Consider the following 16709-nt stretch of genomic DNA (forward strand, 5'->3'; position numbering starts at 1 on the left):
TCCAGATGAGCATTCAAGCCTCAACACGTTGAGGCCGAATTAAAGCATATCTCTCGCCCACTTAGTTATTCAGTTAGGCAAAGCAAACCACTCAACATAACACCATACATAATGCGCACTTAAGTATAATGTTGAAATGATGGAGATTTAGCTTGGTAGCTTTGTTGGTTACTGAGTTTTAAGTGCTTCAAGTAGCTCGTCCATACCATCATCAAATTCAGGCGCACCTCGGTAACTTGTAATTCCATGATGCTCATGTGCAAACTTCATTGTTGCATCGGCTGACTCGAATGGCCCGTAAATCTCAAACTGATGTCCTTCAATAACTTTCGATAAAAACCACATGCCGATTTTAAATGTATCGTTGGTGCTGCGTTGTACATCTTCAACATTTTCGACTGTGATATTTGAAAGTATAAATTAAAGTTTAAGCTTGAACTTGTGGTTAACTTTATCGTAAGAAAAATATTGGCACACTTTAGTTGTCATTGTTAGTTCACCAGAATTGATTTGTAGTTTTCAATGATTTCTTGGTCAGCATCTATTAATGATAATATCCGAGTTAAACCAAGCGACTAACACTACAACAATTTTCAATCCCTAGCGTTTAAGCTCTAGAGACCAAAAATTAATAACGGTAAAGCTCGATCTATCTAATGTATAAAGTCCAGCTTTGTAAGCTTGGTCTTCTTCAGATAAGATTAATTTCATTTTGATAAACTAGAAAATGTAACCCAAGGTCTGATGGTGAGTAACAAACGCTTAGATAAGGTAGTTAAATTTTCTCAAACGAAAGAGCTGAAATGCAACCAGAAAAACAAAACGAATAAGCAGTACGGCAATTTAAAACCATTAATCCCGCACTTATTCACCCTATAACGTTCACCTCTAACACCAAGAAGAAACCGTGACTTCCCTACTCTATAACCCAATTTATCCCAACTAGAGTTACCTTAAAGGAGACCTTTAATCAGATAATAAAGAGGACATTTTTAAATAGGAAAACATAACTACGATGTTATTTAACTTGGTCGCTTTTTGTAATTACTTGGTTTAAATTCTCCAACCAATTCGACCATGTAGTCGCTAAATTCATGTGTACATGGATATAACTCAATATGTTGTTGATGTTTCTTCAATACTATCGAACGAATAAAAACAAGCTTTCTTCTTTCAACTGATTAATGGCTAATTAAACAGAGAGTTACACTGATATAACCTTTAAACAAAATAGTTACACCGTCACTTATAGCATTTAAAGCTTCTAACTAAGTCGTTTTCACTATCAATTTGATTAAAAAACAGAAGAATTTATATACAAATGATAATATGCCAAGCATATAGTTGCATCAATATAGAATTCGATACCTTTTTTGTATAAAATAGCCTCTCTTTTTGAGTAGTTATCCCCTTTGACAACTCTATTATTGATAAGTAAATAATGAACGATGAAGTAAACAACGGAATAGAACGTTTTGGTCGTTTTGATGTTGATTATTCGCGAAGAACGATCACCCGTATAAGTGATAATGCTGTTTTAAAAGTCTCACGCTCAGAGACTCATATCTTTGCTTTATTAGCAAACACCGCAAACAATACTGTACATAGAGAAACATTACTAAAAGAGTGCTGGCAAGGAAAAGTAGTAACGAATAATTCGTTAACTGTAGCGATAAAAAACCTTCGCACTTCATTTAGTAAAATCGGTGAGCATAATATCATCACAACTGAGCCAAAACTTGGTTACTCAATTAGAGAAACCTCTCTGCTTGATGATGGTTCTCATCCGCCTCTGTCTGAAGATATTAGTAAACATATAGAAGCTCATGAAATTGCAGAAAAGTTAGAATTAGAAGAGCATCAAGAAAGCATTATTGATAAACCAGTAATTACTGAGAAGAAAAAAAAATTCAGCTTACTCAATAAATTAAATACATTCAGCCTATTTGATTTTCTGATTGTTTGCTTTTTCTTTTTAGCTACTTTATTTGTCTGTTACCAGTACTTATTTTTTGTTAATACAACAGATGTTGATGGTATATCTGTTAATTATAATGGCGTTGAATTACCAAATCCTGTTACACAGGCAATCATTGATTATAAAGCAGGCGATATAAGTCAATGGTATGCATTCCCTATCGGTGGATTGTGTGAGCGTTATAAATTAATAGGTGTGCATAATGAGCACTATATTGACTTAACTTCACAGGTGAACCAGGAGCAGTGCGATGCTTAAAAAAGCTTTCCTTGGCATATTCCTAGCTCTATTGTTTATTATTGTCCAAGCGATTTTTAATGCTGTCAGCACACAGTCGGCATATTTATTTACTAAGGAATACCCTGCTTTTGGCTCTGAAATTATAAAGGTTGACCTAAATGATGGGCGAATTAAGATTAATACAATTAGAAAAGATAAAGAAAATCGAGTTATTTCATCATCTTTATTTAGTGGTGTATTTTTAAAAATTCAAAATCATTATTACACTTTTGGTGTTAAGCAATTAAATAAAAGTCGTGAAGTCGATTTCACTTTTAGTAACTTCTATATTGATTATCTTCGAACAAAAGAAGCTGTTTATATATCCGATGACAGAGGTATTCTAGAGCTAGCTTCAGGTAAGTCTATTTACCTAAGTAGCCTACTATTAGGTCAAAAGATACGCTAAAAATAAGCCGGTGTTTGCCGGTTTATTTTTAGTTAATAACACTAAGTTATAGTGCGCTAGGATGGTGACGTTTTGATTAAAAGTTGATATATTATAGAGAGTTAAGGAGTACCTAATGGCAATAACAATCCGTGATATAGATAAGCATTATTATATGATTGAGTCTCTTAAATCATTAACGAATAGTAATGTTACAACCAAAGCGCTGATAAAAGGTGGCTATTTAGCCGTAGATTTAGGTCAACAATTAGAAGATGAACGACTAAAAAGAATAAAAGCAGAGAGTGAACTTCAGGAATTAAAGCAAAAGTTTTCATCTTATATCAAAAGTAAAGAAGAGTTATTAGATGCATTAAAGTAGATTTAATAACAAGTTAAACTTATCTTTAACTTGTTATTATTCGCTTCACTTTGCACAAATTTTCAGCTCATCAAATCGTGTTGATTCGTCATACTCTCGGTTAAATGATAAATTTGTATAACTCGCAATACAAACTTCTGCAGTATAAGAAACAATACTTCCATCAACAAGATGGCCACCTATTACCTGCCCTTTTTTATCAGCTACCGAAATATGAAGATGGACATGCTGTGGTGTTAATGTTCCTGATAATGTAAGAATTTCCAGAGGGCCAGAAACCTCTATTGTCTTAGATTCATCAGCCAATCGTATATTCACTTTAGACAAACAACCAATGCCTGAAAGTAAACTTCCTGCTTGGATCTTATTGTCTTGTACAAAGTGCAGAATACTCTTTTTAAGATCTTTACCTTGGGTTAATCGAAACGCGTATGGTATAATCACAATTGACTCTTTTAAATAGTAAGTGTAATAAACGTTTTATTACACTTACTTCCAATTAAGCACGTTTGCCCTTTTTAGTTGAATGAGAGCTATGAGGGAAAACATTACGAATACGTTGTTTTGTTTTACTTGGAATATCCTTTGAAAAATCAATTTTTGTAGTGAATCGATTTTTATAAACTTTGATATGACCACTAAAAGGTGTTTTATGTGCGATCTCTTTACATGCGGTTTGAAAGCCAGTCGGTACACTCCCTTTCGTTTTTATCAGTTCGCCATTTTCAAATTTCAAAACCATAATAGGACGATCTTTAAAGACGATAAAAATAACAACTACTGCTAAAACAAGTACATATTCCATTTGCTTACTCCTTAAACGTAACCTTTAAAAGAACAGCAACCACCAAAAAACGTTATTTATCAAAGGATTCAATGTTCAGTAGTTCTGTCAGGTTATTCTTGATATCACTAACCTGTTTGTTAGCTCGCTCTGTTCGGTTACTTTCACTGATCAAATATTCGATAGTATCGGATAATGTAGAACCTAACTCTTGCGATTTTTCTGCCAACTTTTCCCAAACACGGAAATCTAAATCGATTGATTTTTTTCGTGTATGTACTTGTTCTGCATTAAAATGGCGCTTTCTTTTTGCTCGAATCGCTTGTTTTAATTTATTTTCAAGCGCAGGAGACATATTTGAACCGATCCATTCAATCACTTTTGTTGGTTCGTGTTCAATATCGAAAAGAGCCTCAACAGCAGCTTCTGCTTCACTGCGATCAATAAAGCGTGTAATTGATTCGCCTTCCTTGTGTTTTTTTACTAAATAAGCCCATTTCCAACCGGATTCAAGATTTTCAAGCTGCTGATATTTCATAAAATTACAATTTTCTCATCGTCAACGAAAAACGCGTTACAGTGTAACTCTGACATTCTTAAATAACAATCACCTATATAGAATAACCGATTGTTTTTATGAAACATAAATATAGCTCATAAGTTTCTATTATGAGCTCTTTGATTGTTTTATACTGCTTACCTTTTCACAGTAACAATAGAAAGCTAAATTTATGCATGAAGAATCTTGGCGTACAATGTTTCCTGATTATAGCCAGTACCAAACAACTCTAGAACATTATAGTAATCTTGAACCCGCGACAGTTGGTACTCTTCAACCTCGACTATCAGATGCCGTACGCCGCTTCAGCGCGCTTAATTTACAGCCTCGTATTCTACGTATTACGGCGCCTGATAACACGTTGTATCGTGACTATATTATTGAACTCATAAAAAAATACCAATATCAAAGTAGTAATAATACATCTAGCTCACAAACGAGTGAAAATGAGCAACCGATCATCATCGCGGGTGATGATATTACTGCTGAAAAACTATTTGGTGCCGTCTATCCTGCTCTAGAGTCAAATAGTTTAGCAAAACCAAGCGTTAAGCATGGTTTATTACACCAAGCAAATAATGGATATTTGATTTTATCAATCACCGCCCTTCTCAGTAATCCATCGTTATGGCCGCGTTTAAAAAGCGTACTAATGGACGGCATGCTAGATTGGGAGGCCGCTAACAAAAAAGTACTATGCCCCTTACCTGCGCCTGAGAAGGTAAATGTAAAACTTGTAATCATTGGTGATCGTCATTTAATGGCAGAACTTGATCATGCAGAGCCTGATCTTGCCGCTGGTTTTGCTATGTACGGTGAATTTGAACAAGATCTCTTATTAAACGAATCCAATCTTGAAGAGTATCTTCGTTATATAAAGGCGATTATTACTCATCATAAACTGCCAGACTTGGCTGATACGGACGCTGTAACTGCACTGCTATGTGCAGGTGCGCGTTATGCTGAAGATCAAACACGCTTACCACTTTGTTTGCTTTGGCACCTAAATCTATTGTCTGAAGCAAGTATAGAGACAGACGGCAAAGTTTTAACGGCAACAAATATTAAAGCATCACTTCGCGCTAAAGAATATCGTGAGTCTTATTTGCCAGAACGCGCTATTGCTGATATTCACCATGGCCAAGTCCTGATTGCTAGTGAAGGTAAAGAAGTGGGTCAGGTTAATGGTTTAACCGTGGTTGAAATGCCTGGACACCCAACAGCCTATGGCGAACCGGCTCGTATTTCTTGTGTGGTTCACTTTGGTGACGGCGATATTTCTGATGTCGAACGTAAAGTTGAACTGGGCGGAAATATTCACGCGAAAGGCATGATGATCATGCAAGCGTTTGTTGCAACAGCGCTAGATTTAGATCAAGCCCTGCCTTACTCAGCGTCCATTGTTTTTGAACAGTCATACTCTGAAGTCGATGGTGACAGTGCCTCTCTTGCAGAACTCTGTGCATTAATGTCTGCATTATCTTCACAGCCTATTAATCAGCAAATAGCGGTAACCGGTGCTGTTGATCAGTTTGGTCGTGTACAAGCTGTAGGTGGGATTAATGAAAAAATCGAAGGCTTCTATAAAGTGTGTGTTCATCGAGGGTTAACGGGTAATCAGGGTGTTATATTACCAAAGACTAACTTGAGTAACCTTTGTTTAAATGATGAAGTCATTGAAGCAATAAAAGCGAAGCAGTTCCACATCTGGGCAATAGAGAACGTTGATGAAGCGATCCCTCTTTTAACGGATAAGCCATTCCGTAGCGATAATGATGAAGATGAAACGATTTTATCTTTGATTGAAGAAAGAATTGATTATTTCCACCATGGTGACCTTTCAAATGAGATTGGTCTGTTAAATCGCCTACGTTTACGTATATCTAACTGGTTTGTCCAGAACTGATCCGAGTTGTTTAGCTTACACGTGTAAGCTAAATTGCTCCCATACATTTGAAGGAGTAATTGATTCTAATGACACGCCAGCATTCTTATACACACGAAGAACTTGTCGCTTGTGGCAACAGCGAACTATACGGTCCTGACTTCCCATCATTACCATCAGATAACATGCTAATGATTGACCGTATCGTAAATATCACCGATAAAGATGGTGATCACGGCAAAGGTTTTATTGTCGCCGAATTAGATATCAATCCTGACTTATGGTTTTTTAACTGTCACTTTAAAGGTGATCCTGTAATGCCTGGTTGCCTTGGTCTTGATGCAATGTGGCAACTAGTAGGCTTCTTCCTTGGTTGGTCTGGCGGTGAAGGCAAAGGTCGAGCACTGGGTGTGGGTGAAGTTAAATTTACAGGTCAAATTCTCCCGACAGCCAAAAAAGTAACTTATGAAATTCAGTTTAAGCGTGTTATCAACCGTAAGCTAATCATGGGTGTTGCTGATGGCCGTGTACTGGTAGACGGTAAAGAAATCTACGTTGCTAAAGATTTAAAAGTGGGTCTTTTTAAAGATACTGACAATTTCTAATCAGTGTGGCGAATCTAAATACTCAGCCCTGAGGCATTTATGTCTCGGGGCTTTTTTTATCCACCAGCATAATAACCTTGTATCTCTTCTACGTACTTATCCGTTACATGACTCTGACAAATCAACGAATTAAAAATAATAACACTCTTTAGTTTGCAATCACAAAAACAAGAAAATAGCCATTAATACTCATTTGATTGCAGCCTCTGTAATATGTATTAAGTAGATAAATCAAGAATGCTATCATTTCTTATTATGCATAAAAAAGCCCCTTCTCCTAAGGGGCTGCAGAATAGGGTTAACCATGAGGGAGGTTATTATTTGTAGAGACCTTGTTGTAACTCTTCTCTAGCGTCTCGCCAACCACCTAGCCAGTTAGTACGGGCATCTGTACCTTGGTACGGACATGCATCTGTAGAACGGCCATTTAATCCGGCTTGATAACCTCGAGCCTGCGCACGTTCTAAACGATCCCGCTTTTGTCTCTTCATAGTTCGGTCCTCATCCTTATCTGTATATTACTTTTCATTATCATTACATAATGATGGAGTTTTTATGTCTCCACTTATAAAAATGGGTTATTTCGAACAATTTATCAAATTTAAAAACGAAACAAGCCCACAAAATGTGAGCTTGTTGGTATAACATAATTTATTTTAAAAATTACTTACGGCGCCTGAAACCAATAAAGCCTAACGCTGTCAAAGCCAAAATGCCAAGCGATCCACCAGAACGTTTTACTGGCTCCTCGTCTTCTGTTTTACGAACAATAATATCTTTATCAGTCGCATTTGCCTTAGGTACAAGCTTAATCGCAACCTGCTTTTCAGTCACAGAACACTGTGCTTGTTTAGTTAAGTTTTGATAACCACCAGCACAGTAATTTGCTGTTGCTGAAATAACACCTGCGTCGTTAATATCGGTTGCAGAAATAATACGGTAAGAGTTTGCAACCGTATTCGCTGCACCGCCATCATTGGTTAAGTCATCTAGCATCCATACACTACCAGCCTTTAGCGGCCCTTGCGCTGCAGAGCCTGCAATGTAGGTAAATGCACGATGACGACGCTCAGAGCCATCAATTTGGTTCTTCGTTTCTGAATCAACCCAACCTACAACCTGATCATTATCATTAATTGCTGTTGCATCACCATTTGAACCACGGAAGAATAATGGGCTTATAGATGTATCAAGGAACTTAGTCTGGTTCGTTGCTTTATCAAAGATAAACATTTTTTGTGGAATCGATTGGTTTTCAGCTTTATGGCTCTTTGCTATACCAACAACTTTAAAGCTCGAGTTGATGTCGTTAGCCATTGTGTATTGATAATTACGATCTTCGCCAGTTGAAATATTTAACCCAGGAACAAAAGTTTGTGTCCATTTCGTTAAATCAGCACTAGGTTCAAAGTATGCGGCTTGCATAACATAAGAATCATTACTATTAGTATCGCGAGATGCATAGCCTACAGCAACAGGAGCGTTATTGACCATAGCAACCGCATTAGCAGATGCCTGTGAAGAAACATCATCATGATCAGGGTCAACAGCTGCTAAATTTGAACTAATAACACCTGAATCAACAAGTTTACCAGTATTATCAACAACCCAGAAAGCAGCTGCATTAGCAAAAGTACTAAACTGGCACTCAAACGTACTGTACAGATTGTCAGGGTTAGTTGAACAATCCTTAAATACTTTGTAATCATCATTATCGTTAAAATTTAAACCGATATTGATGTTATCTGTATTAGGTACACGAGAGCCTGGATCTTTTAAAAATGATGGGGAAAAAGAAGAAGAACCTACAACCAGTAAGTTACCATCCGTTATTTCTACTGCTCCATTTGCAGTAGTTTGTCCCATATTTTGAACAAATTTATCAGTAACAGACTCTGGAGGTGAAAGTAATGTACCAGCCTCATCACCAACATTCACAAAACCACGTTTAGCAAAAGCACGAGGATTTACCGAACCATTCTTAAATACGGCTGAAGTTGACGTACCAAAACTGTAATTACCCACGATACCTTCAAGAACGGCATCAGTAGTATTTGCTTCGATATCACCTAGTGTTTTATCAATTGAAGTATAACCACTAGCTTCATCAGCTTTGGTTGTAACAGCTACACCATTTTTAAGTGCAAGAGCATTTGAATGGTAACCATTTAACCATGTCTGTTGAATATGTTGTAGACCACCTAAACCTTGACCGTCTTGAACATCATCAATATTGTAGTCATAACCGTAATACTCATTATCAGCCCAAACATTACAGATGTTGTAGCCTAAGTTATCACGACAGTAACTAAATAACCCATTCCAATCATCAATGAACTGACGATTCTCATTATATGCTGTGGTATCAGATAACGGCGTACCTTGAGTACCACGTCGAACGGTTCCCGCAACATCATATGAATCAGCATTACAGTTGTTACCTGTAAAGCAATTGTCGCCTTCAGCAGATGGTTTAATACCCGTAGTAAAAGCTGAAACAGGTGTACTATCTGCATTTGCCTGTGCACTAGGGAAATATGCTTGAGCTGCAAGTTGATCTGATCCTGCAGTTGAAACAGGGACAATATCATAAACAGCAGCGCTAGCTTGAGAGGCACCAGCAACGAGGATTGCAAGTGTTGATAGTTTTAACATCTTATGTGGCATTAGGATTCCTTTTGCATCGCTTCCAATTCTTCCCATCGTTCAAAGGCAACTTCAAACTCTTCTTCAAGCTTAGCTAAACCTGTAAGGATGGCTTGTGTGTCATTTTTCGGATCGGAGAAAAATGCAGGATCATTAATTTGTTCCTGAATTTTCGCGATTTCATTTTCCAAGTCTTCAATTTTTTGCGGCAAGCCAGCTAACTCATGTTGAAGAGTAAAAGATAGCTTCTTACCTGCGCGTTTAGGTGTAACATCTTTTTGCTTTTGTTCTTGAGCAGCTTTCTTGCTCTTCTCTAATTCGATTTTTGCAGCCTGCTCTTTTGCTTGATTGGCATAAGAATTCGCACGCTGAGATTGTGCATCATGGTAACCGCCAACGTATTCGTTAACAACGCCCTCACCTTCAAAAATCCAGCTTGTAGTCACAGTATTATCAACGAATTGACGATCGTGACTCACTAAAAGTAACGTACCTTGATAATTGGCAAGTATATCTTCTAAAAGTTCCAATGTTTCGATATCTAAATCGTTCGTTGGTTCATCAAGAACCAGCAAATTATTTGGTTTTAGGAACAATTTTGCCAACAATAGTCGGTTCTTCTCACCACCAGACAGCGCTTTAACTGGCGTACGAGCACGACGAGGGTGAAATAGGAAATCTTGTAAATAACCTAGCGCATGACGAGTTTTACCGTTAATTGTCACTTCTTGCTTACCATCAGCAAGGTTATCCATTACGGTTTTCTCTGGATCGAGAATTTCACGGTACTGGTCAAAATAAGCCACTTCTAGCTTAGTACCACAGTGGAAGTCACCCTCAGTTGCTTGAAGTTTATCCAGCATCAGTTTAATTAAGGTACTCTTACCACAACCATTAGGACCAATTAAGGCAATACGATCGCCACGCATAACATTAAAGCTAAAATCTTTAACGATTTGCTTATCGCCATAGCTATAACCGATATTCTTCGCTTCAAAGACAATCTTACCTGAACGGTTCGCGTCTTGTAGCTGCATATCCGCTTTACCTACAACATCACGACGCTCTGCACGTTCATTGCGCAATGCTTTAAGTGCACGAACACGACCTTCGTTACGAGTACGACGCGCTTTAATACCTTGCCTTATCCACACTTCTTCTTGTGCTAGTTTTTTGTCAAATAATGCGTTTTGTTCTTCTTCTACACGCAATAACTCAACTTTTGCCTCTAGGTAACCTTCATAGTCACCAGGGAAAGACACTAATTGGCCACGATCTAAATCAACGATACGAGTCGCCATAGAACGAATAAATGCACGGTCGTGCGAAATAAAGATAATTGAACCACGGAAGTCTTTTAGAAAACCTTCTAACCATTCAATCGTTGTTACATCAAGGTGGTTTGTTGGCTCATCAAGTAACAAAATATCAGGATCACACACTAGCGCACGAGCAAGTGCTGCTTTACGTTGCCAACCACCAGACAAATCAGTAAGAAGTGTATTCGGTTCAAGCTTCAAGCTTTCAAGTACTGCTGCAATACGCGTATCTAACTGCCAACCGTTATGGTGGTCAACTTGCTCCTGAATACGCGATAGTTTATTAATGTTTGCTTCACTAGGATCGGCGGTGACAAGGTCCAATTGGTGATGGTACTCACGCAGAACACGACCTGCATCAGCAAGACCTTCCGCTACATAATCAAATACAGACCCTTCCGCATTACGCGGTGGATCTTGCTCTAAACGAGAAACCACCAGCTCATTTTGACGTTGAATACTACCGTCATCGAGTAATACGTCACCAGCAATCACTTTCATTAATGTTGATTTACCAGCGCCGTTACGACCAACAAGACAAACACGCTCATGTGGCTGAAGAAGAAATTCTGCTTTATCGAGTAAAGCATGATCGCCATACGCTAGTTGAGCGTTACTAATTTTTATAAGTGCCATCGTAATTAACCAAGCTTATTTGTTATTAACCATGTTTTTAATGAATCTGTATCAAAGGGCCAGCCCAATTCAGGAACATTACGATCATGATTTTGAATAGAGAGTACAGGTATAGTTACACCGTAACGAGAAAACAGTGCGTCATCAAATGCGATATCAACAATATCAACTTTATCTTTAAGTCCAACCTCTACGAGCAGACGGTATGCCTGCTCGCAAAGGTGGCAGCCTTCCGTGCTATAAAGTGTGATTAACACTCGTCTTCCTTGTGAGTAATAATCCAACAGTTATGGATTTGCTTATTCTTAGCAAAGTCCATTGGCAATGTTTTATTTGAGATATTCTTCGCCTGTAAGCCAAGTTCATTAATCTTATCTAAATCCATCTTGAACTGACGTTTATTGTTTGAGAAAACAATTTGACCATCAGGACGTAGCATGCGCTTTAGGTTTTCCATTAACATGATGTGATCACGTTGAATATCAAACGTCTGCTTCATACGCTTAGAGTTAGAGAACGTTGGTGGATCGATAAAAATCAGGTCGAAAGTATCATCAACTTCTTGTAGCCACTGTAAACAGTCAGCCTGAACATATTCATGTTGTGGACCTACCTGATTATTAAGCTCCATATTCTCTTGAGCCCAACGAAGGTAAGTATTCGACATATCAACGGTAGTTGTTGTCTTTGCACCACCGACAGCAGCATGAACAGTTGCAGATCCTGTATAAGAGAACAAGTTAAGGAAATCTTTACCTGTTGCCATTTGGCCAAGCATACGACGCGTAATACGGTGATCAAGGAACAAACCTGTATCTAAGTAATCATAAAGATTCACTTTAAGTTCAACACCGTACTCTTCAACAATCATGTGGCGCTCTGCACTTGATAGCTTCTGGTATTGGTTCTTACCTTTTTGACGCTCACGGACTTTAAGAATAACTTTATTGCTTTCTACACCCGTTACTTCAATTGTCGCACGCAACACATCCATAATACGACGACGTGCTGTTTCTTCAGAAACGGATTTAGGCGCTGCATATTCTTGGATAATTAAGTAATCTTTGTACTTATCAATCGCGGCATTGTAGTTAGGTAAATCAGCATCGTAGATACGGTAACATTCGATACCTTCACGTTTTGCCCATTTATCTAACTTAGTAATGTTCTTTTTAAGACGGTTCGCGAAATCAGGCGCGACCTCTTCTTGAACGATGACACCCTCAGATTGCCCTTCTTCTTTCTGAACACTACCCGCAGTGATCAAATAAGTTTTAAGTACACAATCTAATGCGCCGTTACGAAGCTTAAATTGCTTGTCTGCACGCATACGCATACAACTTAACAATTCGTTCGAACCTGAATAAATGGCAGCAACAGAACCCGCAAAAGCGAGTTTTAAACGGTTACCAAATTCTTTGTACAATGCAATAAGTTCAGGGGTTGTACCTAAACGTTCACCATATGGAGGGTTACAAAGAATAATGCCTGTTTCGAACCCTTCAGGGCGAACAAGCTGTGTGGCATCACCATATTCAAAATCAATCAGATCTTTAACACCAGCACGACCCGCATTATCACGAGCAATCGCTAATACACGACGATCCATTTCACGACCAAAGAACTTGGTCGTGACTTTTGCAGGACCACGACGAGATTTAACCGTTGCTTCTGCATGGATCTCTAACCAAGCTTCTTGGTCAAAGTCTTTGATTGATTCAAAGCCCCAACGCTTACGTTTAAGACCTGGTGCAATTTCAGCGGCTATCATCGCAGCTTCAATCACTAAAGTACCTGAACCACACATTGGATCTAACAATGCTTGTTCTGGTGTCCAGCCACTTTTCATAACAAGTGCAGCAGCATGGGTTTCACGCAGTGGTGCTTTACCCGCTTCACTACGGTAACCACGTTGGTGTAAACCGCTACCGGCCATATCAAGACCAAGAATACCTTTCTCACCAGATAGACGCATATGAATACGTAGATCAGGACGCTCGCGGTCAATGTTAGGACGACGTAAATCCGCTTTTGTAAATCGGTCTACAATCGCATCTTTAATTTTCATTGCACCGTATTGGCTATTACGGATTTCACGGTTAGTACCATTAAAATCGACCACAATACGTGTATTGCTATCAAAGTAGTTCATCCAGTTGATAGCTGTTGCACCTAAGTACAAGTCCATATCATCACGAACGTTAAATTCACTCAGTACTTGAATGATACGTGATGAGATTCGTGTCCATAGACAACAACGGTAAGCTGTTGCTTGTTCTGCTTTAAAACGGACACCGGCATGCACAACTTGAATGTTCTGTGCACCTAATTGTTCTAATTCATCCGCAAGCAAATTTTCAAGGCCGCGGGAAGTAATCGCTAGATATTGATTCATGGAGTTCTTTTCACACTAATATTGCGAGGAATTATAACTGAAATCACAAAAAATGCCTCGTCAAAACCATAATGAAATGGCTCATTTAGGAAAAAAAATTCATTCTTCAATCAGTACGTTCTCAATCAAAGAGGATGTAACAACAAACATCTTCACTTACCTGCAAAACTTGCGACCAATACAACGCTAAAAGTCATATTTAACGATTCTCATCAAACAAAGAACAAATCATTAATCTGGAATAATGAAAACCACCCTCAAAGCAATTTCTCACCCTGAGTGACATTTGATTTATCTTTAACATTCAAGAGCTTAAAAATTTTTTACGCTAAATACCCCTATTCAATATTATCACCCGCCCTTTGGTGGAATAAATTATTCCAACGCTATTACACAACCACTACTTCACTATTAACGCAGGAAAAAGAGGAAGGGATTGTCAATCAAACGTAATGTAACAAAGAAATTAACGTCATAAACCATCAGGTTTTACTTAAATAAAGCAGTAAGAATTGTCTGGCTATATATAAGAATTTTGAGATCTATGACATATTTTTAGTGTAATTTTTAACCAGAAAAATGGTGGATATACCTTACTGAGTAGCAATGAAGTCAGTTAACGAATACAAATATACGCTCTAACCTATCTTGAATACCTACAAGGAAGCGTAACTATCATGAATTACAGAAATTGATGATGCGGTATGTAGATAACAGTAGTTATGTTGTTATCGTTAGTTACAAAGAAAATGGATATAAAAATGAGAGATTTGGACGATAACTATCTCAATAAAAGGTGATATCTTTCTCACCATCTAATAGAGAAAAGCATGCAAATATACTAAGGGAGGCCGTACTGGACAGCATAAGAAAGATAGCAAATTAGCCTAAATTTAATGGGCTTTTACTACAAAAGATAACAAATACTGCTATCTACCGGGAGACTGATAAGGATATACGACAAAAATATGAGATGAAGAAACGACTAACCGACAAGCGCAAAATGTCGCTGTTCAGTTTCTACAAAACAGGGAGCCATTCGATCATTCATAACTTTAATGGTTTCGCAGAACTCCATGCTTTTAAGGCCGTCTAAATCAACAGTAGCAACATCAGCAAGCATACAGAGACTCGCGACCCCACTGTTTTCAATCACAACGTAATGGGCAGTACAAGAAGCCGTCATTAAAGTAATAACTTGTCCCTGTAACGGCTCTACACCTTGTTGAGGTGCGAAATACCAACTTTTTGGCATCATAGGCTTATGGAAACGTCGTGCGGCTGTAGCATTTAATGCTAATTCACATTTTCTAGCTGCAGAAATTGGCAGATGAGCAATCTGCTCTTGGAAGTTTTGATAGGCTTCAATATCATCAACATTAAAAATATCACTTATTTTAGCTTCTGGGGTAAGCAGCTTACTTGGTAACGATACACGGAAAAGCATATCGTCATTCAACTCAAGCATGAGTGAATTCATTTCAGCGTCAAAATACCATTTCCATGAATTATTTGGCTTTAACACGTTCTTACTCCTGAAAGACAGTGATTTATTTTGTATCTGTGATCATATGTTTAAATTTTAGCTTAATTCTACTCGCGTATTCATAAAATAAAAGGGGAAAATAGCGGTTCTATCACGAGTAAATCAGATGTATATTTGATACAAATAGACTAAGTACATAATTAAAAACCCAGCCTAGTATTCACTAAGCTGGGTTTTCGTATGTCAGAAGATATTTAAATTTAATACTTCAGTACGAGAGCGATAGCCAACAGTTAAAGACCGTTTACAATATCTTTAACTAAACGTGGGCCATGATAAATAAAGCCAGAATAAACCTGTACTAGGCTTGCACCAACCATCATCTTCTCGCGAGCAGCCATTGCAGAATCAATACCACCGACACCAATGATTGGTACTGCGCCATTTAATGCTTCTGACATTTTTCGAATAACTTCAGTACTCTTGTTTTGCAAAGGACGACCGCTTAAGCCCCCCGCTTCATCACAATGTTCCATCCCTTGAACCAAAGAGCGATCCAATGTGGTATTTGTTCCAATCACACCATCTATATTATTACGGATCAAAGAATCACATACCTGTTGAATCTCATGATCATCAAGATCGGGAGCGATCTTAAGTGCTAGAGGAACATACTTATCATGTTGTTTCGCTAATTCAGCTTGTTTAGCTTTAAGCTGGGAAAGCAGATCATCTAAAGCTTCACCATATTGTAAGCTACGTAATCCCGGTGTATTCGGTGACGAAATATTTACAGCAATATAACCAGCATATTGATAAACTTTTTCCATACAAATAATGTAATCTTCAACACCCTTTTCTATCGGTGTATCTTTATTTTTACCGATATTAATACCAATGATGCCGTCAAATTTTGCTTTCTTTACATTCTCAACAAGATTATCAACACCAAGGTTATTAAAACCAAAACGGTTGATAATGCCTTCTGCTGGGATCAAACGGAAAAGACGAGGTTTATCATTACCAGGCTGTGGACGAGGTGTCACGGTCCCTACTTCAACAAAGCCGAAACCCATTTCACCAAATGCATCAATACATTCGCCGTTTTTATCAAGACCAGCCGCTAAGCCAACAGGGTTTTTGAATGTAAGCCCCATAACTTCGACAGGACGTGCAGGAAGATTTTGTCGGTAGAAAAGTTCTAATGGAGTGCCAGTAAAGCGAGAAAAGTTCTCAATAGCGAGGTCGTGTGCTTTTTCAGCATCCAACTGAAAAATAGCAGAACGTGCGATGCGGTATAACATTGTAACTCCAAAATAAGTCCCGAATAAACGGGATGGTATTATTCACAGTTATTCTGTTAACTT

The 16709-nt window shown here is 38.1% G+C and carries 16 protein-coding genes; 5 read left to right on the top strand and 11 right to left on the bottom strand.

Translation table 11 applies throughout. The annotated features are described in order from the left end of the window. Window positions 1–600: 600 nt before the first annotated feature. The gene (locus C9J41_RS22170; protein ID WP_105060222.1) at window positions 601–711 is read right to left on the bottom strand and encodes a single-stranded DNA-binding protein; all 111 of its coding nucleotides are present in this window, start codon (window positions 709–711) and stop codon (window positions 601–603) included. A 730-nt stretch (window positions 712–1441) separates the two neighbouring features. On the opposite strand from C9J41_RS22170, the gene C9J41_RS11875 reads away from it, so the two are divergent. The 3 genes from C9J41_RS11875 (at window position 1442) to C9J41_RS11885 (ending at window position 3027) form a co-directional block, all read left to right on the top strand. Further along, entirely contained in the window at window positions 1442–2236 is a 795-nt protein-coding gene (locus C9J41_RS11875) for a transcriptional regulator (protein WP_107208158.1), read from the top strand. Next, window positions 2229–2666 carry a hypothetical protein gene (locus C9J41_RS11880; RefSeq protein WP_107208157.1) on the top strand — a complete coding sequence of 146 codons (438 nt, stop codon included), beginning with the start codon at window positions 2229–2231 and terminating at the stop codon, window positions 2664–2666. The genes C9J41_RS11875 and C9J41_RS11880 overlap by 8 nt, the downstream gene beginning before the upstream one ends. Window positions 2667–2781: 115 nt before the next feature. Further along, window positions 2782–3027, top strand: a complete 246-nt coding sequence (locus C9J41_RS11885) for a hypothetical protein (protein ID WP_107208156.1) — start codon at window positions 2782–2784, stop codon at window positions 3025–3027. Window positions 3028–3072: 45 nt separating this feature from the next. Here C9J41_RS11885 and C9J41_RS11890 read toward each other — a convergent pair whose 3' ends face one another. The 3 genes from C9J41_RS11890 to matP are packed head-to-tail and all read right to left on the bottom strand — an operon-like array spanning window position 3073 to window position 4349. Beyond that, window positions 3073–3471, bottom strand: coding sequence for a PPC domain-containing DNA-binding protein (locus C9J41_RS11890; protein WP_107208155.1), 399 nt, complete (start codon window positions 3469–3471; stop codon window positions 3073–3075). Window positions 3472–3526: 55 nt separating this feature from the next. Next, the gene (locus C9J41_RS11895; RefSeq protein WP_107208154.1) at window positions 3527–3832 is read right to left on the bottom strand and encodes a DUF3634 family protein; all 306 of its coding nucleotides are present in this window, start codon (window positions 3830–3832) and stop codon (window positions 3527–3529) included. A gap of 52 nt (window positions 3833–3884) precedes the next feature. Further along, complete coding sequence (matP, locus tag C9J41_RS11900) at window positions 3885–4349, bottom strand: macrodomain Ter protein MatP (protein ID WP_107208153.1); 465 nt, start codon at window positions 4347–4349, stop codon at window positions 3885–3887. Window positions 4350–4542: 193 nt separating this feature from the next. Here matP and C9J41_RS11905 point away from each other — a divergent pair, with 193 nt between their 5' ends. Continuing rightward, on the top strand, window positions 4543–6276 hold the full coding sequence (locus C9J41_RS11905) for a Lon protease family protein (RefSeq protein ID WP_107294615.1): 1734 nt from the start codon (window positions 4543–4545) through the stop codon (window positions 6274–6276). A 68-nt stretch (window positions 6277–6344) separates the two neighbouring features. Then, complete coding sequence (fabA, locus tag C9J41_RS11910) at window positions 6345–6860, top strand: bifunctional 3-hydroxydecanoyl-ACP dehydratase/trans-2-decenoyl-ACP isomerase (RefSeq protein WP_107208151.1); 516 nt, start codon at window positions 6345–6347, stop codon at window positions 6858–6860. 317 nt (window positions 6861–7177) lie between these two features. On the opposite strand, the gene rmf is transcribed toward fabA, so the two are convergent. From rmf to pyrD, 7 genes are all read right to left on the bottom strand, one after another. After that, complete coding sequence (gene rmf / locus C9J41_RS11915) at window positions 7178–7351, bottom strand: ribosome modulation factor (RefSeq protein ID WP_005367875.1); 174 nt, start codon at window positions 7349–7351, stop codon at window positions 7178–7180. Between the two features lie 172 nt (window positions 7352–7523). Further along, a complete protein-coding gene (locus C9J41_RS11920; RefSeq protein WP_107294616.1) occupies window positions 7524–9527 on the bottom strand; it encodes a DUF3466 family protein in 2004 nt (667 codons plus the stop codon). Next, complete coding sequence (locus C9J41_RS11925; RefSeq protein ID WP_107208149.1) at window positions 9527–11461, bottom strand: ABC transporter ATP-binding protein; 1935 nt, start codon at window positions 11459–11461, stop codon at window positions 9527–9529. The genes C9J41_RS11920 and C9J41_RS11925 overlap by 1 nt, the downstream gene beginning before the upstream one ends. 5 nt (window positions 11462–11466) lie before the next feature. Beyond that, window positions 11467–11718 carry a glutaredoxin family protein gene (locus tag C9J41_RS11930; RefSeq protein ID WP_107246656.1) on the bottom strand — a complete coding sequence of 84 codons (252 nt, stop codon included), beginning with the start codon at window positions 11716–11718 and terminating at the stop codon, window positions 11467–11469. Further along, window positions 11712–13856, bottom strand: coding sequence for a bifunctional 23S rRNA (guanine(2069)-N(7))-methyltransferase RlmK/23S rRNA (guanine(2445)-N(2))-methyltransferase RlmL (gene rlmKL / locus C9J41_RS11935; protein ID WP_107208148.1), 2145 nt, complete (start codon window positions 13854–13856; stop codon window positions 11712–11714). Before rlmKL ends, C9J41_RS11930 begins: the two co-directional genes overlap by 7 nt. Before the next feature lie 985 nt (window positions 13857–14841). Beyond that, window positions 14842–15381 (bottom strand): cell division protein ZapC, encoded by a 540-nt coding sequence (locus C9J41_RS11940; protein ID WP_107294617.1) that lies wholly within the window; start codon window positions 15379–15381, stop codon window positions 14842–14844. Window positions 15382–15635: 254 nt separating this feature from the next. Beyond that, complete coding sequence (gene pyrD / locus C9J41_RS11945) at window positions 15636–16646, bottom strand: quinone-dependent dihydroorotate dehydrogenase (RefSeq protein ID WP_107208146.1); 1011 nt, start codon at window positions 16644–16646, stop codon at window positions 15636–15638. Window positions 16647–16709 lie beyond the last annotated feature (63 nt).

This window comes from Photobacterium sp. GB-50 (genome assembly GCF_003026755.1).
In the GTDB taxonomy this organism is placed as follows: Bacteria; Pseudomonadota; Gammaproteobacteria; order Enterobacterales; family Vibrionaceae; genus Photobacterium.